Source organism: Erysipelothrix inopinata, from assembly GCF_014396165.1.
Taxonomy (GTDB): domain Bacteria; phylum Bacillota_I; class Bacilli_A; order Erysipelotrichales; family Erysipelotrichaceae; genus Erysipelothrix; species Erysipelothrix inopinata.
Window position 1 is genome coordinate 196,367 of sequence record NZ_CP060715.1, and the last position, 21,297, is coordinate 217,663.

Annotated in this window: 22 protein-coding genes and 2 pseudogenes; 10 read left to right on the forward strand and 14 right to left on the reverse strand. The window is 36.0% G+C overall.

Annotated features, from left to right (window positions below; genetic code table 11):
• Positions 1 to 20: 20 nt before the first annotated feature.
• Together H9L01_RS00995 and H9L01_RS01000 are read right to left on the reverse strand one after the other, a co-directional pair.
• Positions 21 to 662, reverse strand: coding sequence for a class II aldolase/adducin family protein (locus tag H9L01_RS00995; RefSeq protein WP_187534099.1), 642 nt, complete (start codon positions 660 to 662; stop codon positions 21 to 23).
• A 26-nt stretch (positions 663 to 688) separates the two neighbouring features.
• Complete coding sequence (locus H9L01_RS01000; protein ID WP_187534100.1) at positions 689 to 2,098, reverse strand: YfcC family protein; 1,410 nt, start codon at positions 2,096 to 2,098, stop codon at positions 689 to 691.
• 221 nt (positions 2,099 to 2,319) lie between these two features.
• On the opposite strand from H9L01_RS01000, the gene H9L01_RS01005 reads away from it, so the two are divergent.
• Positions 2,320 to 3,288, forward strand: a complete 969-nt coding sequence (locus H9L01_RS01005) for an aldose epimerase family protein (protein ID WP_187534101.1) — start codon at positions 2,320 to 2,322, stop codon at positions 3,286 to 3,288.
• 61 nt (positions 3,289 to 3,349) lie between these two features.
• On the opposite strand, the gene H9L01_RS01010 is transcribed toward H9L01_RS01005, so the two are convergent.
• Genes H9L01_RS01010 through H9L01_RS01020 form a run of 3 tightly spaced genes read right to left on the reverse strand, consistent with a single transcriptional unit; the run spans position 3,350 to position 5,930 of the window.
• A complete protein-coding gene (locus tag H9L01_RS01010; RefSeq protein ID WP_187534102.1) occupies positions 3,350 to 4,294 on the reverse strand; it encodes a metal ABC transporter solute-binding protein, Zn/Mn family in 945 nt (314 codons plus the stop codon).
• A 24-nt stretch (positions 4,295 to 4,318) separates the two neighbouring features.
• Positions 4,319 to 5,188 carry a metal ABC transporter permease gene (locus H9L01_RS01015; protein ID WP_187534103.1) on the reverse strand — a complete coding sequence of 290 codons (870 nt, stop codon included), beginning with the start codon at positions 5,186 to 5,188 and terminating at the stop codon, positions 4,319 to 4,321.
• Positions 5,175 to 5,930: a metal ABC transporter ATP-binding protein gene (locus tag H9L01_RS01020; RefSeq protein ID WP_187534104.1), complete on the reverse strand. Its 756-nt coding sequence runs from the start codon at positions 5,928 to 5,930 to the stop codon at positions 5,175 to 5,177. Before H9L01_RS01020 ends, H9L01_RS01015 begins: the two co-directional genes overlap by 14 nt.
• A gap of 251 nt (positions 5,931 to 6,181) precedes the next feature.
• Between H9L01_RS01020 and msrB the strand changes: the two genes are divergently transcribed.
• Positions 6,182 to 6,589, forward strand: coding sequence for a peptide-methionine (R)-S-oxide reductase MsrB (gene msrB / locus H9L01_RS01025; RefSeq protein ID WP_187534105.1), 408 nt, complete (start codon positions 6,182 to 6,184; stop codon positions 6,587 to 6,589).
• Positions 6,590 to 6,601: 12 nt separating this feature from the next.
• Positions 6,602 to 7,624: pseudogene (locus H9L01_RS01030) on the forward strand (M42 family metallopeptidase).
• Between the two features lie 104 nt (positions 7,625 to 7,728).
• Here the strand turns inward: H9L01_RS01030 and H9L01_RS01035 are convergent.
• From H9L01_RS01035 to H9L01_RS01055, 4 genes and pseudogenes are all read right to left on the reverse strand, one after another.
• The gene (locus H9L01_RS01035) at positions 7,729 to 8,676 is read right to left on the reverse strand and encodes an IS3 family transposase (protein WP_187533386.1); all 948 of its coding nucleotides are present in this window, start codon (positions 8,674 to 8,676) and stop codon (positions 7,729 to 7,731) included.
• 11 nt (positions 8,677 to 8,687) lie between these two features.
• Complete coding sequence (locus H9L01_RS01040) at positions 8,688 to 9,392, reverse strand: helix-turn-helix domain-containing protein (protein WP_187533385.1); 705 nt, start codon at positions 9,390 to 9,392, stop codon at positions 8,688 to 8,690.
• Positions 9,393 to 9,480: 88 nt separating this feature from the next.
• Positions 9,481 to 11,024, reverse strand: a pseudogene (gene murJ / locus H9L01_RS10960) (murein biosynthesis integral membrane protein MurJ).
• Between the two features lie 72 nt (positions 11,025 to 11,096).
• Positions 11,097 to 11,891, reverse strand: a complete 795-nt coding sequence (locus H9L01_RS01055) for a pseudouridine synthase (protein ID WP_187534108.1) — start codon at positions 11,889 to 11,891, stop codon at positions 11,097 to 11,099.
• 43 nt (positions 11,892 to 11,934) lie between these two features.
• Here H9L01_RS01055 and mnmL point away from each other — a divergent pair, with 43 nt between their 5' ends.
• Positions 11,935 to 12,873 carry a tRNA modification radical SAM protein MnmL/YtqA gene (gene mnmL / locus H9L01_RS01060; RefSeq protein ID WP_187534109.1) on the forward strand — a complete coding sequence of 313 codons (939 nt, stop codon included), beginning with the start codon at positions 11,935 to 11,937 and terminating at the stop codon, positions 12,871 to 12,873.
• 14 nt (positions 12,874 to 12,887) lie between these two features.
• Here mnmL and H9L01_RS01065 read toward each other — a convergent pair whose 3' ends face one another.
• From H9L01_RS01065 to H9L01_RS01080, 4 genes are all read right to left on the reverse strand, one after another.
• Positions 12,888 to 13,343 carry a GNAT family N-acetyltransferase gene (locus H9L01_RS01065; protein ID WP_187534110.1) on the reverse strand — a complete coding sequence of 152 codons (456 nt, stop codon included), beginning with the start codon at positions 13,341 to 13,343 and terminating at the stop codon, positions 12,888 to 12,890.
• Complete coding sequence (gene hflX / locus H9L01_RS01070) at positions 13,324 to 14,619, reverse strand: GTPase HflX (RefSeq protein WP_187534111.1); 1,296 nt, start codon at positions 14,617 to 14,619, stop codon at positions 13,324 to 13,326. The genes H9L01_RS01065 and hflX overlap by 20 nt, the downstream gene beginning before the upstream one ends.
• Before the next feature lie 5 nt (positions 14,620 to 14,624).
• Complete coding sequence (locus tag H9L01_RS01075; RefSeq protein WP_187534112.1) at positions 14,625 to 15,848, reverse strand: GNAT family N-acetyltransferase; 1,224 nt, start codon at positions 15,846 to 15,848, stop codon at positions 14,625 to 14,627.
• Between the two features lie 94 nt (positions 15,849 to 15,942).
• Positions 15,943 to 16,785 (reverse strand): undecaprenyl-diphosphate phosphatase, encoded by an 843-nt coding sequence (locus tag H9L01_RS01080; protein ID WP_187534113.1) that lies wholly within the window; start codon positions 16,783 to 16,785, stop codon positions 15,943 to 15,945.
• A gap of 168 nt (positions 16,786 to 16,953) precedes the next feature.
• Between H9L01_RS01080 and H9L01_RS01085 the strand changes: the two genes are divergently transcribed.
• From H9L01_RS01085 to H9L01_RS01100, 4 genes are read left to right on the forward strand one after another with little or no spacing between them, the layout of a single operon-like run.
• Positions 16,954 to 17,868, forward strand: a complete 915-nt coding sequence (locus H9L01_RS01085) for an ABC transporter ATP-binding protein (protein WP_187534114.1) — start codon at positions 16,954 to 16,956, stop codon at positions 17,866 to 17,868.
• On the forward strand, positions 17,861 to 18,607 hold the full coding sequence (locus tag H9L01_RS01090) for an ABC transporter permease (RefSeq protein WP_187534115.1): 747 nt from the start codon (positions 17,861 to 17,863) through the stop codon (positions 18,605 to 18,607). Before H9L01_RS01085 ends, H9L01_RS01090 begins: the two co-directional genes overlap by 8 nt.
• Positions 18,607 to 18,990, forward strand: coding sequence for a YxeA family protein (locus H9L01_RS01095; RefSeq protein ID WP_187534116.1), 384 nt, complete (start codon positions 18,607 to 18,609; stop codon positions 18,988 to 18,990). The genes H9L01_RS01090 and H9L01_RS01095 overlap by 1 nt, the downstream gene beginning before the upstream one ends.
• Positions 18,991 to 19,020: 30 nt before the next feature.
• Positions 19,021 to 19,191 carry a hypothetical protein gene (locus tag H9L01_RS01100; RefSeq protein ID WP_187534117.1) on the forward strand — a complete coding sequence of 57 codons (171 nt, stop codon included), beginning with the start codon at positions 19,021 to 19,023 and terminating at the stop codon, positions 19,189 to 19,191.
• 39 nt (positions 19,192 to 19,230) lie between these two features.
• Here H9L01_RS01100 and H9L01_RS01105 read toward each other — a convergent pair whose 3' ends face one another.
• A complete protein-coding gene (locus H9L01_RS01105) occupies positions 19,231 to 20,088 on the reverse strand; it encodes a LysR family transcriptional regulator (RefSeq protein WP_187534118.1) in 858 nt (285 codons plus the stop codon).
• An 85-nt stretch (positions 20,089 to 20,173) separates the two neighbouring features.
• Between H9L01_RS01105 and H9L01_RS01110 the strand changes: the two genes are divergently transcribed.
• Both H9L01_RS01110 and H9L01_RS01115 read left to right on the forward strand, forming a co-directional pair.
• Positions 20,174 to 20,716 carry a chromate transporter gene (locus H9L01_RS01110; RefSeq protein WP_187534119.1) on the forward strand — a complete coding sequence of 181 codons (543 nt, stop codon included), beginning with the start codon at positions 20,174 to 20,176 and terminating at the stop codon, positions 20,714 to 20,716.
• Entirely contained in the window at positions 20,713 to 21,252 is a 540-nt protein-coding gene (locus H9L01_RS01115) for a chromate transporter (RefSeq protein ID WP_187534120.1), read from the forward strand. The genes H9L01_RS01110 and H9L01_RS01115 overlap by 4 nt, the downstream gene beginning before the upstream one ends.
• Positions 21,253 to 21,297: the final 45 nt, after the last annotated feature.

The following is a 21,297-nucleotide window of genomic DNA, read 5'->3' on the forward strand; positions in this document are numbered from 1 at the left end:
AAGCACCCTCCCACACCTATTTACTTTAAATTATACTTTTTCCTGAGCAAATCAATATTTTCGTTTGAGAGTACTTTAGGTTCTCCAACCTGTCTTGCAAAGTGATAAATTTTAGCTGCGTCCTCTACATATACAGCACGAATATATGCTTGATCGAGTGTTGTACCTACCGCAACAACTCCATGATTTTCCAACAAACACGCATTACGATTTTGCATAGCAATGACTGCCTCTTTACCTAATTCAACACTTCCAGGGAGTGCAAACTTAGCTCTTGGAATATCACCACCAATAAACGGTAGCATTTCCACAAGAATTAAAGGAATATCTTCGTGTACAACCGCAAAGCTTGTTGCTCGAGGAGAATGGGTGTGAATAACAGAATTAACGTGACTTAATCCACGATAGATTTCTGCATGCATTTGCCATTCTGAAGAAGGTCGTAAATCCCCATAGATGATTTCTCCATCTAAGTGCATTAAGACAACATCTTCCGGGGTCATAATCTTGTAGTCAAGATTCGTAGCAGTAATAGCCATAATCGCATTCTCGCGATCATAATAGCTCACATTACCACTTGTACCTGCAACGAGGTTTTGTTCATAAGACTTTAAGGCTGTTTTTTGTACCTTTTCTTGTATTTCGTAATATTTTTCAATCATAGAGTTCTCCTAATCTAAGTTTAATACTAATAACCAATTACTACTGCTACCGCTAAGAGGATCCATGCCATGACAAACATTAACGCTGTAAGTTTTAATGCAAATTTCATCCATCTATCAATAGGAACGCGTGCAATACCTAACATTGCCATGGTTGCTCCAATTGTTGGGAAGATGTAGTTTGGAATGGTCGCTCCAAATTGGAATGCCAATACGGTTGTTTGTTGTGTGATACCTATGATTGTTCCAAGTGGTGATAAAACAGGCATTAATGATACTGCAAGACCACTACCTGATGGGATAAAGAAGTGAACAATCGCTGTAATAATTGAAATCATAATGGCTCCAAATGTTGGTCCAAAATTAGCAAGCGGTGCAGATAAAGCATTAATAATTGTATCCATGATCATACCTGTTTCAAGTGTGATTTGAATACCACGTGCGATACCAAGAATTAATGCGACACTCGCTGCAGAACTTACACCTTTGATGAAGAGTTCAATGATTTCATCAACTGTAAATCCGTAAACAAATCCTGCTGCAAGACCACCAATTAGGAAAACAGTAGACATTTCATTGAGATACCAACCAAGTTTACTGGATCCGTAAATAATAGCTCCAAACATAATGAGTAAGATAATCAACACAAGAGTATGTTTCTTTTCAACTTTGTATTCATTTAAGGGTTTTGAAAGGCCCATACCTTCTGTACTAATACCAACTACAAAACTCTTTTCAGGATTTTTCTCAATACGTTTTGCGTAGAGTGAAACAAGTGTTGCGACGAGTGCAGTTGCAATAAATACTGTTAAGAATCTAAAGCCCATACCCGAGAAAATTGGAAGTCCCGTTACGGAGTGTGCCGTCCCTACGATAGAAGCATTGATAGGACTAAAGTTCCAACCAGCATAGCCACCACCCATGATCATTCCAAGACCAACAATTAAGTCAAATCCGAGACCAAGAGCAATACTTACTCCAATTAATGTAAAGGGAATTTGAATTTCTGGTCCAACAATGATACCTATAGCTGAGAATAAGAATGTAATAATCCAGATAACTGCAGTTTTCGGAACATTTGAACGTTCTACTTTATTAAGTAAAACACCCATACCGTTTTCTAGAGCACCGGTTGCTGTGATAATACCGAAAGCTGCCGTTGAAATCATGATTAAGAAAATAATTGGTGCGGCTCCAACCATACCGAGTGGAATGGATTTAAAGATTCCCCAAATACCAACACCATTTTGTGCAACTTGTTGATACGATCCCGGAACAACTACAGGTTGCGATAAACCATCAACTGTTTCGCGGACAAACTTACCTGCCGGTAAGACCCATGTTAATACAGCTGCAATAACGATCATTATAAATAGAATTACATAAGTGTGGGGTATCTTCTCCCACCACTTTTTGTTTTTTACATCTTTAGACATATTGATTTCTCCTCCTCTTAATAGTGTCAAACGTCTAATGCAAATAGTTTATGGACTGCTCCATAATCCTCCTTCCCTCTCTTGTCAATTTCAATATATCACGAAATGCAAGTGCTTACAATGATTATTTGTGATTATTTGTTGTTTTATTTGATAATCATGTGATTAATTGTGGTTTTATAGGATGAAATCGGTTACAATTAGATTGAAAAGGAGGATATATGATGAATTATCATGAATATACATTGAAAAACAACAAAATAACAGTTAAATTTCTGGATTTAGGAGGAACATTGACACATTTCTCCACATCTGATGATGAAAAGAACTGTATCATTCGATTTAAAGAATTAGATTCTTATGAAGTAAATCGTGGTTTTCTAGGAGCAAATGTTGGACCCCTTGCTGGAAGGACTGAAAATGCTCTCTTTGAGGTTGCGGGTCAGATTTATCATTTGGACCAAAATGTACCACCCCATCATTTACACGGTGGATCTTTAGGTTTAAATAAACAACGTATGAAAGTAGACATTATTAGCGATACACACGCTATTCTCACAAACACAACAGATTATACTGAAACAGGATATCCCGGAAGTACGACCACAACCATTACTTACAAACTCGTGGATAATTCATTCACCATTACATATAACGTTATCCCTACGAAACCAATGCCTATTAATATCACCAATCACAGTTACTTTAATTTATCTCAGGAAGATACTGCAAAGGGACACGATCTTCAAGTCCCTTCAAATTATGTTGTTGCGGTAAGTGAGAACGGTTCAAATACAGACACATTTATTCCAGTATCAAATACTGTCTTTGACCTCAATCAATTTAATAATGTAGGTAATCTCTTAGTTCAAGAGCATCCACAATTTAAAATGACCCGTCATATCGACCATACTTATCTCTTATCCAATGATCATGAGATTGTATTGAGGCATCTTGGTACAGGTAAAATACTTCGAATTCACTCATCCATGCCCGCTACGCAGATTTACCTTGCAAACTATTTTGATGGGAGTCTTACCAACGAGCACGACAAACCCATACTTCGAAACTGCGGTGTTGCGATTGAACCTCAACACATTCCCAACGAAATTAATCTCTGGAATAAAGAAATATACGATCAATCTCATCCCTTCCACGAAACAATTACTTATACCTTAACTCACATTTAATTCCATCAAGCATAAAAAAGCTCTTCAACACATTTGTGCTGAGGAGCTTTTTTACTATAACTTAGTTACCCATTAATCCATCATGAATTAAACGGATATTGTGTTCTAAGAATTTAATGTATGTATCTACTGGAGTTCCCTTTTTACCAAGTTCATCTGAATAGATTTTTTCTTTGTAAATTGGAATTCCAGATTCTTTGGATACTTGTTCCATTGGACGTGTTTCAACGTTTGATTCAACGAAGACGACCGCAGGTTGTTTTTCTTTAAGTTCTCCAATTAATGTTTTAATTTGTTCTGGAGTTCCTAATTCTTCAGTATCAATTTCCCAGATATATAAATGTTCCAAACCGTAAGTTTCTGTCATGTATTGGAAAGCATGTTCACTTGCAGTGAAGACACGTTTATCTGCTGGAATTTCCGCAATCTTTTCTGCGTATTCTTTATCAATTCTATCAAGTTCTGCTAGATACTTATCAGCATTTGCTTCGTAAGTAGCTTTATTTTCTGGATCTACTTTAATGAATGCATCACGCACATTTTTTGTCATGATGATTCCTACTTTAGGATCTAAGAATGCGTGTGGATTAATTTCTTCATCTGCACTTCCTTCACCTAGGAAACGTGGCTCTACACCAACACTTGCTTCGAAGATTTTATCTTCAGGTTGTTTTACTGTAACCATTAATTTATGGAACCAACCTTTATCGCCACCTTCAAGGTTTAGACCATTGAAGAGAAGAACATCAGCATCTGTAGCTGCCTTGTTGTCTTCTGGTAGTGGTTCGTATTCATGGGGATCTGTTCCAGTTGGAACAAGGTTATGAACAGTAACTTTATCGCCACCAACTTCTGATGCGATATCAGATAAGATTGAGAATGAAGAAACTACCTTCAATTTTCCATCTGTGTTTTCTGCAGGTTCTTTCGGTTTACTTTGTGAACAACCTGTTAGCACGAATACTGCCATGAGTACCGCTAAAATACTTTTAAACTTTTTATTCATGTTATCTCTCCTTTTAACCATTTATTAAGCAAAACGTTGTTTTGCTTTTTGTTTACGAATAAAATTCCAAACAACACCTTGTTTTGGTGCAAATAGAAACGCAATTACAAAGAACGATGTCGCCACAAGAACAATCACTGGGCCAGAGGACAAGTTGTAAGTACTGCTTAAGAACAATCCAACTATGGACGACACTGTTCCAAATAATGCTGATAAACCAATCATAGTCGATAATTTATGAGTGAGAAGATATGCTGTAGCAGCTGGAGTAATTAACATCGCAACAACTAAGATAACTCCTACTGTTTGAAGTGAAGCTACTGTAACTAATGTTAGTAAAACCATAAGTAAGTAGTGGTAACGGTTTGCGTTGATACCATATGAACTCGCAATGGTTGGATCGAAGGATGTGATAAGAAACTCTTTATAGAGTATTAGTATTACTGCTAATACGAATATACCAATTCCAAGTGTTAACCACATATCAGAATCTTTAACCATTAAGACGTTTCCAAATAAGATAGAATCTAAACTTACCGCAGTTTGAGCTTTCATGAACATTATAATTCCTAAAGCCAAGAATGCAGAGAAGATAATACCGATTGACGTATCACTTTTTAGTTTACTGTTTTGATTTACAAATCCAATGGTGAGTGATGTGATAAGTCCCATTACAACCGCGCCATAGAAATAGTTGATGCCAAGCATATAAGAAGCAGCAACTCCAGGTAATACGGCATGAGATATCGCATCTCCCATTAAGGACATTCCTCTTAGAATAATGAAACATCCAATAACTCCAGCAATAATACCAACCATAACTGATGTAAATAATGCTTTTTGTAAAAAGTCATAGACCATTAGGTCATTAATAAATGCACTAATTAACTCCATAAGAGAGACCTCCTGTTTGTGGGTCAATCGTGAAATCTGTTCGATATGCACGTGACATAATGTCTTTCTTAAAGACAGATTCTACAGGACCTGATTGAATTAATTCACGATTAATCAGAATTAAATCATCAAAGTAGTCTTTAACTTTTGATAAATCATGGTGAACTACGAAGACTGTTTTTCCTTCATCACGTAGCTCGCCAAGAATACCGACGATTGTTTTTTCACTTGCAACATCAATTCCAACAAAAGGTTCATCAAGGAAGAACAATTCTGCTTCTTGAGCAAGTGCTCTTGCTAAGAAGACACGTTGTTGTTGCCCACCTGATAATTCACCAATTTGTTTGTCTGCAAATTCCATCATACCAACACGTTCGAGGCATTCATTTACAAGTTCTTTTTCTTTAGCACCTGGTTTTTTAAATAAACCAAGTTTTGGATACGTTCCAAGCATCACCGTGTCATATACATTAATTGGAAAGTCCCAGTCAATGTTACTTCTTTGTGGCACATAAGCAATACGCTTACGTGATGCTTCAATTGATTCCCCAAATATTTTTACTTCTCCACGATCTCGAGGAATTAATTTCATAATTGCCTTGATCATCGTAGATTTCCCCGCTCCGTTTGGACCAATGATTCCGACAAGTTTTCCTGGACCAAATTCAAAGCTTACATCACTTAATACTTCATGACCATAATAAGATACATGTAGGTGATTCACTTCAATTACATTACTCATATTCTCACCTTCCTTAAAACATCTTTGTTTGTGTTTAAACAGCTGTAATTTTTAGTATTAGGTTAGCCGATTTAATTTAATTAGGCATCCCTAACAAAATGAGTATACTAACATTTCTAAGTTTTGTCAATGCTTTAGAATAAACCTTTTATCTTTATATTAAAGAAGGTTGATATTTAATCTGATTTACGAGCATCCATCATCCTACCTTCCTTATTTAAAGCTATAATTAACTAAGGAGGTACTTAATTATGAAAACTTTAACACCCTTACAAGAAGCAGTCATCAAAGAAGGAAAAACGGAAGCACCCTTTAGCGGTATCTATGATAATTTTTATGAAAAAGGAATATATGTAGATTTAGTCAGTGGCGAAGTTCTATTTAGTTCTTTAGATAAGTTTGATGCCGGATGCGGATGGCCTGCATTCAGTAAACCGGTTGAAGAGGTGAAGTACATTGAAGATCATTCTCATAATATGATTAGAACCGAAGTGAAGTCTCTTAATGCAGACTCTCATTTAGGTCATGTCTTTAATGATGGTCCCAAAGAATTGGGTGGATATCGCTATTGTATTAATTCTGCCGCCCTAAAATTTATTCCATATGATAGAATGATTGAAGAAGGTTACGAAAGTTACCTTTACTTGTTTGCTGAATAATAAGGAGGAACTATGGAACAATATCTCAACGAACTTAACGATTTACTTAATATTAAAAGTCCTACCGGACATACTGAAGAAGCAATCCAATATGCCGAAGCAGTCTTCAAAGAAATTGGTATCCCAACAAGACGAACCAATAAAAACGCATTAATCGCAACAATTCTTGGTGAAGATGACGACAATCACGTAACACTCTCGGCACACGTCGACACCCTTGGTGCTCTTGTAAAAGAGATAACACCAACAGGTCGTCTCCGTTTAACACAATTGGGTGGATACGCATGGCCTACTATTGAAGGAGAACATGTAACTGTCGAAACTCTAAATGGAAAGTTTTATACAGGAACTGTTCTTACTAATAAAGCGTCATCTCATGTTCACGGTGTGGAAACGACTTCAAACCCACGTAATGAAAAAACACTTGAAGTACGAATCGATGAAAAAGTATTCACTAAAAACGATGTCTTAGAACTTGGTATTCGTGTTGGTGATTATGTTCACCTCGACCCACGTACAACATTTACAGATTCAGGATTCATTAAGTAACGTCATCTTGATGATAAAGCATGTGTTGTTTCACTCTTTGAAATTGCACGCTTCTTCACCAATACAAAAACAAAACCACGTCACACTACAAATCTTTTTATCTCAAACTACGAAGAGGTTGGTCATGGTGCATCTGCAGCCATTCCTGAAAAAACGCGTGAGTTTATCGCAATTGACATGGCCGCTCCTGGAGAAGGTCAAGAATCTGATGAATACTCCGTAACAATTTGCGCTAAAGATAGCTCAGGTCCATACGACTACGAATTAAGAAAACGTCTCGTGAAATTAGCTGAGGATCATCAAATTCCGTTCAAATTAGATATCTATCCTTTCTATGGTTCCGACGGATCAGCCGCATTACGAGCAGGACACGATATTCGTGTAGCTTTAATTGGTCCCGGTGTTGATTCATCACATAGCTATGAACGAACACATAAAGAAGCCATTGATGCTACTACTAAACTTTGCATTGCTTATCTCAGATAAAAATTAAAGGTATTTCTCAATATGAACTGCTCCCTGTCAAGTAGACAGGTGAAATAAATAAAATACCCAAGATGATTTATCGCTTTACGATGAATCATCTTTTCTTATGCTACAGTCGCCTGCATTTGCTTTTCTCTAATGTTTGACCAATAAGCTTCAATTTTCTTGTTGGTTGGAATTGAATAACTTATAGGTGTCTCTGATCCTAATGCTTCAGTTCGAACCATCATTGGTGTTTTGTTTTTAAATCGTTTTTGAAGTCTCTTGTTGTTATAAAAATCAATATACGCATCAATTGCTTTCTTTAACTCGCTTTTAGTATTGAATTCATTAGGATAGTACATTTCTGATTTGATAGTTCCCCAGAATCCTTCCATAGGACCATTATCAATACAGTGTCCCACTCTAGACATACTTTGTATCATTCCTTGATCTTCTAGCTGTTTTCTAAATACCCTACTTGTATATTGGAATCCTCGGTCACTGTGAAATAAAGGCTTTGCCTCTGGATATCTCGTGATAGCTTTATGATAAGTATCAAACACAAGTTGATTATTGTTACGATCACTTATGTGGTACGCCACAATACTCAAATCATAAAGATCAATAATCGCACTGAGATACAGCTTCTTACCTGAACCTTTAATCTTAAATTCTGTGACATCTGTCAACCATTTTTCATTTGGTCTAGAAGCAAAGAAATTACGATTTAAAATATTTTCAGCTGTGATTTCAGGAGTGCTTCGTGAATACTTTTTAGACTTTTGACGAATCACTGATTTCACACCCAGCATCTTCATGAGTCTATGAATCCTCTTTGGGTTATAATGAACTCTATTAAGTTCATTAATCCAATCTGTCATTCGTCGATAACCTAAGATATGTCCAAACATTTCATCATAATCAAGAATGAGATTACAAAGCTCATGATTCTCAATTTCATTGCTTGTTTCAACACGGTGCGTCCATTTATAATAACTGCTTCTTGCGATTTTAAGTACCTTACACATCCATTGAATGCTCCAACCATGTTTATAATGAAGTTCTTGCACGGCAAGATACTTTACTTCTTGTTTTGCTTTGGAGAATATCGCCGCCCTTCTATTTCCTTCACTTTTTTTAATAGAATATTCTCACGTTCTTTCAGTTCAAGTTCTCTTTCGAGTTGTTTGATTTTACGTTCTAAACGTTCTTCATTACTGAGTTGATCTTCTTGTTTTCGTTTGCCACGTTTATCAAGAAGCCCTTCATATCCTATCTCGTTATATTTTTGAACCCACTGGTAAACTTGAGCATAGGAAAGACCATAGAGCTCGGCGGTTCCCTTATAATCGTAGTCATGTTCAATACAATGTGCGACAATTTCTTGACGTTCTTCAATCGTTGTTTTTCTACCTTTTGTCATATAGACTTCTCCTTTAGGATCGTAATCCTTTATGGTTTCAAGTCTATTATACTTGTTTATCCATCCACGCAAAACCTCATCGGAACTTATATCGTATTTGATAATAATATCTGCGAGAGAACCTAGTCCTTCAAGGTAATCTTGAATAGCAGATTCCTTAAGTTCTTTCGAATAACTTTTATTTCGAGGTTTATATGAGAATGCTTCAACACCGACGATTTGGTATTTTTTCACCCATCTACGCAATGTCCCAGGATTAATCGATAATTCTTGGGATATTTCCATTGCACCTTTTATGCCGTTCAAATATTCTTTAACTACTTGTTCTTTTATTTCCGCTGGATATTTATTCTTTCTACCCATAGAAAAAGCTCCTCCTTTTTGTAGTACCCGTTTTTATTTATTTCGGGTGTCTACTTTAAGGGGAGCTTATCAATATGAGAAATACCTTTTAGTTTGAGTACTTGTGTTTTAATCTACGGATTATATCGTAAATTTTGCGCCAAAGCGAATCCATCATAATTTTGTATTCCGGAACTTTCAAGAAATGCATGCATAACATATATATTACAACTCCCACTGCAACACTCACAAATAAGGCATGTGACATGGAATGTGTTAGAAGTGAATAATGATAAAGTTTAAATACGGTGATTCCCATCACTGTTGAAGCAAGCAAGGTTTTGGAAAATGAAATCATAAATTCTTTGACACGAAGTCCATTCAACTTCTTTCGAAGTGCAAAATATAACAATAGCATCGTAATCATCGCAGAAAAACTCGTTGCATAAGCTAAGCCTGGAAGCCCCCAAATATTCATTAAATAAAGGTCCAGTCCAATATTTAGAGCAACCCCGAATACACCTACTCGAACGGGTGTCTTACTGTCTTGCAACGCGTAGAATGTACGAACAAGAATTTGCTTCATGGCATATGCAATCAGACCAATCACAAATCCTTGAAGTATTTGAGCGGTAAGTGTGACATTTTCAGGTGTGAATCCACGACCAAAGGTAACTCTGACAATAGGATATGCTAGTAGGTACATGCCAATCATTCCAGGTATAACTAATAGATTCACAGTGTTCAACATTTTTGTTAACGTTTCTTTTAATCCCTCGTAGTCTTTACGGAATGCTTGCTTCGCAAGTTTTGGATAAAGAATGGTGGTCATCGTAGCAACAAAGATACTCAAGATTGCATCATTCAAAAGGTTTGCATAGTTCACTTTACTAATTGCCCCAACACCAAATCCAGAAGCTAAAGATTGGTCTACAATCGCATTAATTTGATCTACTGAGGATCCAAGAATAATTGGAAGCGCAACGACCATCATTGCTTGTAAGTTTTCATCTTTAAAATCAATGAAGAAGTGATGTTTGTAGCCATCCATTCGTGCAAACACATAAACGAAGATTGCTTGGAACAAGGCGGCAGCTACAAGCCCCACGCTAAAGCAATGGGATCAGTTTTAACACTAATTAAAATTGAAAATATTAGGATGAAGTTTACAAACAATCCTGCAACAGGAGCCACAAAGAAATGTTGATTCGATTGATGATAACCCTCGAACATGGACCGAATACCACTAAATACAATTGAAATAAGTCCTACTCGTACAAAACGTATGGTTAATTCCATAGCCTCAGGTGGTAAGTCATTTGCAAATACAAAGAGCAATGCCTCTGGAAATAACATTCCAAGTATTGATAATACAACAGTAACCAAAATCATGAAGTTGGTTGCATTACTCATGAAACGATTAGCTTTTTCAGTTCCTTGCTGTTCTCGAGTACGAATATACATAGGGATAAAGGTTGTGACCATACCCGCCGCAAAAATACCAAATACAATATTAGAAATTGAACGTGATAGGAAATATGCATCCGTATAGATTGATGTATGGTAAAAATGAGAAAGAATCAACTCTCTTCCCATCCCCAACAGTCTTGATACTAATAAAAGAATTGTTAAAATAAAAGCACTTTTTTTCATAATATCCTCACCGTTTCATTATAGGAGCTACTGCCTTTAATTGATATGATTCAATTTGAAAACACATAATTTCTATTTTTTGCTATCCACCAACATCCCATTCATAACTTTTAACTCATCATTTGTTAAATAACGCCATTCCCCATATGATAAATCTTGAAGATGTACATTCATAACTCGAATTCTTTTTAGATCCACCACACGGTAATCCAATGCCTTACACATTCTTCGAATTTGAAGATTTAGTCCTTGGTTTAGAATTATTTTAAATTCATGACTATTTAGTTGCTTTACTGTACACGGATTTGTTCGTTGCATTTCATGAGTTCGTGGGTTATAGATATCAACTCCAGATTCCATATTTTTAATAAAGTCTTTCTTAATATGTTTATCTACTTTGACGATATATTCTTTATCATGTCCATTTTCTTCACGCAATATTTTATTTACGATATCACCATCATTCGTTAGAAGAATTAATCCGGAAGTATCTTTGTCCAGTCGACCGATTGGAAATATTGCTTGGTCATAGTTCATGTAAGTTACGATATTATCTTTTTGATTTAAGTCGGTTGTGCATGTGATCCCTCGGGGTTTGTGTAACATAATGTATACACGATCCTGATTGGCATTAATGTGTGTCTCGCCAACTTTCACTTCCTGATAGTCGTAGATTTGCATTCCTACTTCAGCCATAACGCCATCAACAAAAACGTTTCCAGCTTGAATTTGGCGATCTGCCTCACGACGAGAACAGTAGCCTGAATCACTGATGTATTTATTCAGTCGAAGTGATACTGCATTTTCATGATTGATCAGATTGAAATCATGGTGTATAGATTGTTTTGATTGTTTTGCTTTTTTCATAGGTTTTCCTTATCTTTAATTTTAAATCTGTTAGAATAAATGTATGAAAAATAATCCATTTCCATACACAACTGATAACAAACGTTATCATACCTATAACTATTTTACACGAACTCACTACGGAAACAAAGCTTTCAAGGTAAGTATTGATGCTGGTTTCACGTGTCCAAACCGTGATGGCACATGTGCAAGTGGCGGTTGTAATTTCTGTTCTGATCGCGGATCAGGTGATATGATTCTACAAACTCCCGATATCGAAGCACAAATTCATCACAGTACCGATATCATGAAGTCAAAATGGCCGGATGCGAGTTTGATCGCCTATTTCCAAGCCTACTCAAATACTCATGCTGACTTACAAACACTTAAAGATTTGTATACTCCGTTTTTTCATGATGATCGCTTCGTGTCGATAGATATTGCCACACGTAGTGATTGCTTGGACGACGAAAAAATCGCTTACTTTTCTGAGATGGCAAAGCTTAAAGATTTAACGATTGAGATTGGTCTTCAAAGCATTCATCCCGAAACAAGTGAATGGATGAATCGAGGTCACGATCTTGATTCAGTTACACAATGCATCCAGAAACTAAAAGTGGCAAACATTCGTACTTGTGTTCATATCATCAATGGTTTCCCCATCGAGACAATCGAAGACATGATTGAAACTGCTGCCTATCTCGCTGAATTAAAACCTGCAATGGTTAAAATACACATGCTTCATATCATTGCCGGTACAAAACTTGGTTCACAATACAAACGAAATCCCTTTCCTATCATGGATCAGGAAACATATGTGGACTTAGTGGTAAGGCAACTTGAAATACTACCCGCCGACATTGTCATTGCACGTCTTACTGGAGACGGAATCCCTGATGATCTTCTCGCGCCAAACTGGACGCTCAAAAAAGTTCAAGTTTTAAATGATATTGATAAATTGATGGTAGCAAGAGATACATGGCAAGGAAAATATGCAAAATAAAATCACAGGATCATTTACGATTCTGTGATTTTTAATGTAAGAATATGTTTTAAGGGTTCATACCCCAGCTTTTCATAAAATGCCATTGCTTGAATATTTCGATTCCAGACATTTAATTGAATTTCTTCATATTTATTTAACTGGGCTTGCTGATAAACTGAATCCATTAACAACTTCCCAATTTTATGATTGCGATACGATTCCCCAACACATAAGTCATCGATAAAGAACACTTTATCTCTAACGATTCCTATCACATACCCTGCGACAAGTTCATCCACTATTGCAACATTAATAAAATTCCCTTCATCCTCTATAAGCTTTTCCACTTCAGGTAATGAATATTTGACATGACCTTCACTAAAGCGATCTGGATACATTTCATGGTGAAATGCAGCAATTACTTTGAGCAACTCGTGAATTTCTGGAGCATCACCTTTAATTGCTTTTCTAATTAATACTTGATTCATGATTAATATACTCCTTAAATCTTTGACGATCTTCTTGATTTACAAATGTCCTAAAGGTTACGCCAAACTCATCATACACAACATTTTCTAAATCATATCTGTTTGCGAAATAATCAAAATATTTCATTGATTCAAACGGAAACTTAAATTCTGTTTGCTTATAATCCTCAGTGACTAACAATACCATTTTATCGATTAATCGTTTCATATCATCATCATTTAATGCACTAATAAAGATGCGATCTTCAAATTGTTGCGAGTAAAGTACAGAATCCCGATTCTCTTTAAGATCCATTTTATTAAAAACTGTCAGGATTTTTTTATCGAGAACACCCATATCGTCAAGAATTTTTTCCGTTGTCTGGGCTTGAAGAGTTACATTATCACTGGAAGCATCTAAAACATGAACAATTAAATCTGCATCATACAATTCTTCGAGCGTAGATTTAAAAGCATTCACAAGATGTGTTGGTAATTGTGAAACAAACCCAACAGTATCACTGACGATAACTGGCAATGTTTGGTTGAGTTTCATGGTTCGTAATGAAGCATCCAATGTTGCAAATAGCATATCTTGTGCTAATACATATTTAGGCGTTTCATCCCCACTTAATTCGAGCATTCTATTTAATATTGTAGATTTACCTGTGTTGGTATAGCCAACCAAGGCAATGATGGGTATCGTTTGTCCTTGTCTTTTTTTTCGGTTTGTTTGGCGTGTTGTTTCTATTTTAAGAAGTTGTTGTTCTACAGCTCTAATTTCTCTAAGCACATGACGGCGATCTGTTTCAAGTTTTTGTTCACCCGGTCCCCGTGTTCCAATACCGCCACCCGTACGTGATAAATAATCACTGTATCCGATAATTCGAGGTAAACGGTATTTCATTTGCGCGAGCTTTACTTGATATTGACCTTCTTTAGATCGCGCTCTACTTGCAAAGATATCTAATATTAAAGTGGTACGATCTAGGATCTTACATCCTATAATTTCTTCGAGGTTTCGCAGTTGCGAACCCGATAACTCATCATTAAATACAACAGCATCGATTTCAAGATGATTAACAAGATCTGCTATTTCTTCGACTTTTCCTTTACCCAATACCGTTCGCGAATCGTAGGAATCACGACTTTGAGTAATTATTTTGACAGGAATCGCACCTGCCGCACGGTCTAATTCTTCAAGTTCCAACATTAATTCTTGGGTGTCTTGATCGTCTTTCTTAAGATTTACACCTACGAGTAAGTGCCTTTCTTTTTTTTCTTCCAAATTTACCACCTTTTCTAAAAATAATCTGAGAAGTAAACACGGTCAACAACTACAATACGCGCCAAACTTCTCTGAGCTCTACGACTCGCTTCAATACGTCCTAAACGTGCCAAGTCGTTCACTGTCTTGTATCCCATCATCAATGTTGTAAGTGTTCCTATATCCATCTTGACACACTCACCAATAGGTTGATCTGTAATAATTATATCTTCATTTTTATCCCATTCCACACCAAAGATTCGTTCATTCCATGGTGCTACAGGATCAATGATTTCGAAATGGAACGGATCACACGTATCCATGAATGGATACTGTTTTAAGTATCCTTCAACATCTACAATTCGTGCCATGTAGTATGGCTGAATGGTTTCAACGATATCGCTATCTTCAAGGTTAAAGGCAATCGCTTCACCCGCATAATTTTTACCACGAACTTCTTCAATCATTGAGAAATGGGCACTGATAAAATTCCAGATACCCTTTCGAGCATCTTGGTTCATGAATATCATTTCTTTAATATGGAATACCTCATCAAGTATCCAGTAAAAACATAATCCCGTCGGTTCATCATTTTGGTCATAATACACTGCGGCATAACGATCTTCTTCGTTTTCCCAACGCCAGTATTCTTCCCATGCTAATCGATCTCGAACCATCGCACCATGATGAGTACGAGCGAATCGATCATAGATTTTATAGACATCTTCATCATCGATATCCAATCGTTCAACATGTCCTCTAACAGGAACTGTTTTAGGGAGTTGCGAATCTTTGAGTGTAAAACTCATTTGATCCGAGATGATTTCCCATCCCTTATGACGATAAAAAGGAATACTATAAGGAAATAGATAGGAGATATACTGTTGATTGTCCCTCATCTCGCATAAGGCTCTATATATGAGATCACTAATGAGTCCTAGGTTAGCAAACTCAGGATAAGTACCCACACCAGTGATACCACCCATCTTCATCATATTGCCATGCATGTTTACCTCGCAGGGATAAACCGCAATTTGAGAGATTAACTCTCCATCATTATCAAACCATCCGAAGACATCTGCTTCCGTTAAAATCGGTCTTTTAGCTCTAACAATTTCATTTTCATTATCGTATCCAGAACTAATAATTTCGTCTTCACTTACTTGGAAGACGTATCTTAAAAGCTCATTAAATTGATCTAAATGGTCAACGGTAACCCGCTTTAGTTCCAATCGGTCACGAATCTTATTATGATTCATTTTTTTCACCTCATATGTCTATTATATGCGAAATAATCACATACTCAAAGCAAGATAATATAAAACTGCGGAATCACTTCCGCAGTCACTGTAATTATTTTAAAACATAGAAGTAGAATAACACCAAGATACCCAAGGCGATACGATACCAACCAAATGCTTTAAAGTCATTCTTACGGATATATCCAAGTAAGAATTTGATGGTTACAACTGATACGACAAACGCTACAATCATACCCACGCTTAACATCATGAACTCAGCACCTTCAAATCCGCCACCTTTGACGAAGAATTTACCAAGTTTTAAAATACTTGCTCCAAACATAACAGGAACAGCCAAGAAGAATGTGAACTCAGTAGCCACCATTCTTGATACACCAAGCATCAATGCCCCTACAATAGTTGCTCCAGAGCGTGAAGTTCCAGGGAACAATGCTGCAATTAATTGGAAAATCCCAATTAAGAATGCTGTTTGATATGTAATTTCCGCAATGCTATTAACTTTAGGTTCTTTTCCTTTATTACGATTTTCTACCACAATAAAGATAACCCCAAAGAGAATCAACATAATCGCCACTACTGTTGGATTATAAAGATGTTTATCAACCCATTCATCCATCAACATACCGATTACACCAGCAGGAATACATGCAACAACAATCTTATACCACATCGTCATGGTTTCTTGTTTTACGTAAACTTTTCCTTCTTTACTACGGCGTAATGGCCACAACTTACTCCAGTATATAAACACAACTGCAAGTATCGACCCAAACTGGATAACAACAAAGAACATATTCATAAATTCTGGTCGCGCTTGAAGTTTCAAAAACTCATCAACAAGAATCATATGACCTGTACTACTGATTGGCAGCCATTCAGTAATCCCTTGAACAATTCCAAGAATTACGACTTTAAACATTTCTACTAAATTCATAATGCCTCCATTTATATATATTCATACTTAACTATTCTATCATATATTTATAATCGTCGATACACCTGTTAGATACAAGTATTTCTTAGTGAAAAGTGTTTTTCTTACGAAATTGTAAGACAGTTGTTGCACCACTGTGTTAATATAGTGATGCAACGGGAGGTTATTATGAAAAACACAATGATTGAAATAAAAAACTTGTCAAAAGAATATGGCAAATTCAAAGCAGTTTCAGATGCATCAATTACCATTAATCAAGGTGATATCTACGGACTGATTGGAAAAAACGGTGCTGGGAAAACCACAATCTTTAAAATGATGTTGGGACTTTCTCATGCAAGTTCAGGAAGCATCTCTATTATGAATAGCTCAAATGATGCGGAATTAAGAAAAAATCGTCAAAAAATTGGTTTCTTTATCGGATCAAATTTCTTCTCCTATCTTAACGCACACGACAATATCGAATACTATCGCCGTATGAAAGGTGTTGAAGACACTAAAGAAACGGATCGCGTTCTAAAGATTGTTGGATTATATGGTGAGAAGAAACCTTTTAAATCATATTCAATGGGGATGAAACAACGACTTGGTATTGCGAACGCACTTCTAGGAAATCCAGATATCGTTATTCTTGATGAACCGATCAACGGATTGGATCCCCAAGGAATCGTGGAAATTCGTCAACTAATTAAAAAGCTAAATAAAGAAATGAATAAAACACTCGTGATTTCATCACACATCCTGAGTGAATTGGATTTAGTCGCGACACGATTTGCAATTATCGATCGCGGAATCATCTTAAAAGAGTTAGATCGTGCTGATCTCGCAAATGAAGAAGGTTCTGTCGTTATTATCAAAACAAATAATTTGGAAAAAACAGTCACAATCTTAAAAGATGCAACTCAAATTGAAAACATCTCAATTCAAGATGACAAAATTATTATTAACCAAGATAACATCAATACTGCTTCACTTTCAAAATATATCGTCGAAAGTGGTTTAGAACTTATTGAGATTTATGCTCAACACAATTCACTCGAAGACTTCTACTTCAACTTAACAGGAGGACAAAACAATGCTTAATTATTTTAAAGCCGAATTCTATCGTATTTTCCACAAAAAAAGTTTCTACATTTTTCTAGCATCATGTTCTGTCCTTTTCATTGCTGCGACATTCATTGCTTCAGGTCAAATTAAAAGTGGCCTTGATTACGCTCAGTTCATGAGTTTTATCACTCAAATGATTCCAATTTTCATCGGTATCTATACCTTTGGACTTATTTACGGAGATGAATTACGTTCCAAATCAATGCAAACAGCGATTGGATTTGGACACACTCGATTCGAGATTATTATTAACAAACTCTTTGTCAGTTTTGCTCTCCTACTAATCTCATACATCGTTATGATGATTCATGTCATGGTGTTGCCATTATTCCTAGGTTTCAGTTTAAGTAGTGAGGTTACAGGAATGATTGCATTCCAATTCTTCACACCACTACTTCAAACATTTATTTATTTCTCAATCGCAAGTATTATGGCATTCTATACACAAAAGGCTACCTCAGCAATGTTATCCTTTGTACTTCTTGCAACAGGTACAGTAAATCTCATTGTTTCCCTTATCCTCGGACAAAGATTTCTCATAGACATGGTAGGCGACTTAAGACCTTATCTACTCACTAACATTATCAACCAAATCAATGCAGGATTCTTCAACCACAACTTATCAGCAGATCTCTTCATTGGTCCAGTACTCTACCTCGCAGTTTCTATTGCGGTAGCAACATTACTCTTTAACAGAAAGGAGCTTGAATTCTAATGAAAAACGGCGGAAAAATAGTTGCAGCAGTACTTGTTGTACTTGTTATATTTGGTTCTATCAAAGTGAAGCAATACTATGATGATCGTTATGTAGGTTCCGACTACTACACACGTGTTCCTGCAGACCAATCAACTGATCCTGAACCACTCTATGATGATAGTGGTAAAGAAGTTGATACTGGAAAAGAATATGCGCTTGTGAGCTATAATGAAAAAGGCGAAAAACGTGTGCTTGAATTTTCGTACAGAACGGAAGATTCTAGCAAACTCCTCCAACCTGTCCAATACGTAAAAGTTAGCGCTAGTAAACAAATTGTTGTTGGACAAGAAGTTGTTAAAGAAAGTGATGTTCCTGAATCAGTTCTAAAATACTTAAAATAAAGTATAATAGCACTATAAGGAGGATCAATCATGAAAGCTTATCATCTTACGAAATTAACCGAAGCAATTATGAAACAAAAAAATTTAAGTCCCACAGATGCCCATCGCATCGCACTTGAAATTTATACACATGTGAATTGGGATTTAAATAAGAAAAAATATGATACTCTTGCCAAAGAATACTTTGACAACCGTGCTTAAACCGACTGTCTCGTTAATTTGAGACAGTTTTTTTCACCCTTAAAAATAGTGATGGTTTCTAGCTAAAAATTCTTTGAATGATTTGATATTATCATCTTTACAACAAAATTGATTGGTGATCATGCCTACCTCTTGATTGATTGGGTTGGTTTGATTCATATAAACCATCAAATCGTTACTCTTTATCAACTCTTGAACTACTATTTGAGGAAGTAATGCAACACCTTGGTGATTTAATGCAGCATGCAAGAGTGTTTCATTGTTATTAGCAACCCATTTAATTTCAACTGACTCCGATGTTGTCATTATGAATTGATTCATATGATTTCGATAGGAACTTCCTTCTTCTCTTACGAGTAGCGAAACCGTATCACAATTAACACTTGAATAGGTCGGGCTCGCCACAAACACCAAATCAAGATTCATTAATTTCTCATATAATACAGAATCGTTTGCGAATTTTCCTTCAACAATGGCAATATCTATTTCATTATCAGAGATAAGTTTATTAATGTTACTGACATTATCAACAATGACCTCAACATGAATACCACTTTCCCTTTCATATTCATACACTAAAACCGGTAATACAAACGATGCCATCGTAACAGTACACCCAATTTTTAAAGAAGATACTAATTTCTTGCTGTTGAATAGTTCAATAACTGCTTCGCTTTCTTTCAAAATTGATTGGGCATAGGGGTAAAGCGCAATCCCAGATGATGTGAGAACAAGATTTCTTCCCTTACGTTCAAATAGGGAAACTCCCAATTCTCTTTCTAATTCTTTAATACCTTGACTGACAGCAGGCTGAGAAATATAGAGTTTCTCAGATGCTTTTGACACAGTTCCATACATACAAACATACATAAACATTTTGAGTCGATCGATATTCATATAAGCACCTCTTATAGAAAGTATAACATTACCGTATTATTAATTATAGATTATTAAACCTATACTATATCTGAGGTGGTTAACAATGAATATAAATATTGAACTTTTTAAGCTTTTTGCAATCTCTAGTGCTTTCACATTTTCCGGTGGTCTTGCAATGATACCGATGCTTCATGATAAATTAGTTACTGAGAATAACTATCTATCGAATGACGAATTTTATCACTACATTGCTTTATCTCAATCTCTTCCAGGAGTTACAGCTGTTATTTCTGCTTGTTTACTTGGAGAAAAAATTAATGGAAAAAAAGGACGTCTTGCTGCTTCACTTGGAGCCATATTACCAATTCTTTTTTTAATGATTGTTTTAACAATGATTTATGAGGTCATTCCCCAAACAGGTATCATAAAGTATATTTTTATCGCAATACGATCTACAGCCGGAATCTATATTTTTGAGGCCGCTTTCTCAATGACGCCTCATATCATTTCAAAATCTAAAAAATCTTACTTCTTAATCTTAGGTGTTTTTATCGTGGTTACCTTTCTCAATATATCAATACCCACTATTATATTAGGTTGTTTCATAATGAGTATTTTGATGACTGTTAGGGAACGATACTTATGATTCAATTATTTCTTACTTTCTTAAAAATCGGATTTCTTGGTTTTGGTGGAGGATACGCAATGCTATCTCTTATCTACGAGAATGCAACTAAGATTGGTATTACTCCCTTACAGTTTTCCGACCTCAATGCATTAGACCTTCTTGCACCTGGTCCAATAGCAGTCAATTCCGCAACATACGTTGGATATATTACCCAAGGGTTATCAGGAGCAGTTCTCGCAACAATTGCTGTCTGTATCTCTTCCTTTCTCTTTTCACATCTACTCTATAAATATGAAACGTTTCTTTTAACACATCCTGTTTTTAAGAAGTTTTTAAATCTGACTAAGATATCAGCTATCGGCATTATTGCTTCAGTTGCAGTTTCACTCATCTATGATTCCTTTAAACTTGAAGGAGAACCCCTTCTTATTTCAATCTCAATCTTCGTACTTATATACTGTCGATTTAAACAAAAGATGGGAGTACTACCAAGTATGGCTGTGATTGCGACCGTTGGTATTCTTTATGGAGTATTCCTTATCCCCGTATTATAGTCGCACTCAATCTTTACCATCTAATAATGGTGTGATATAATTAAC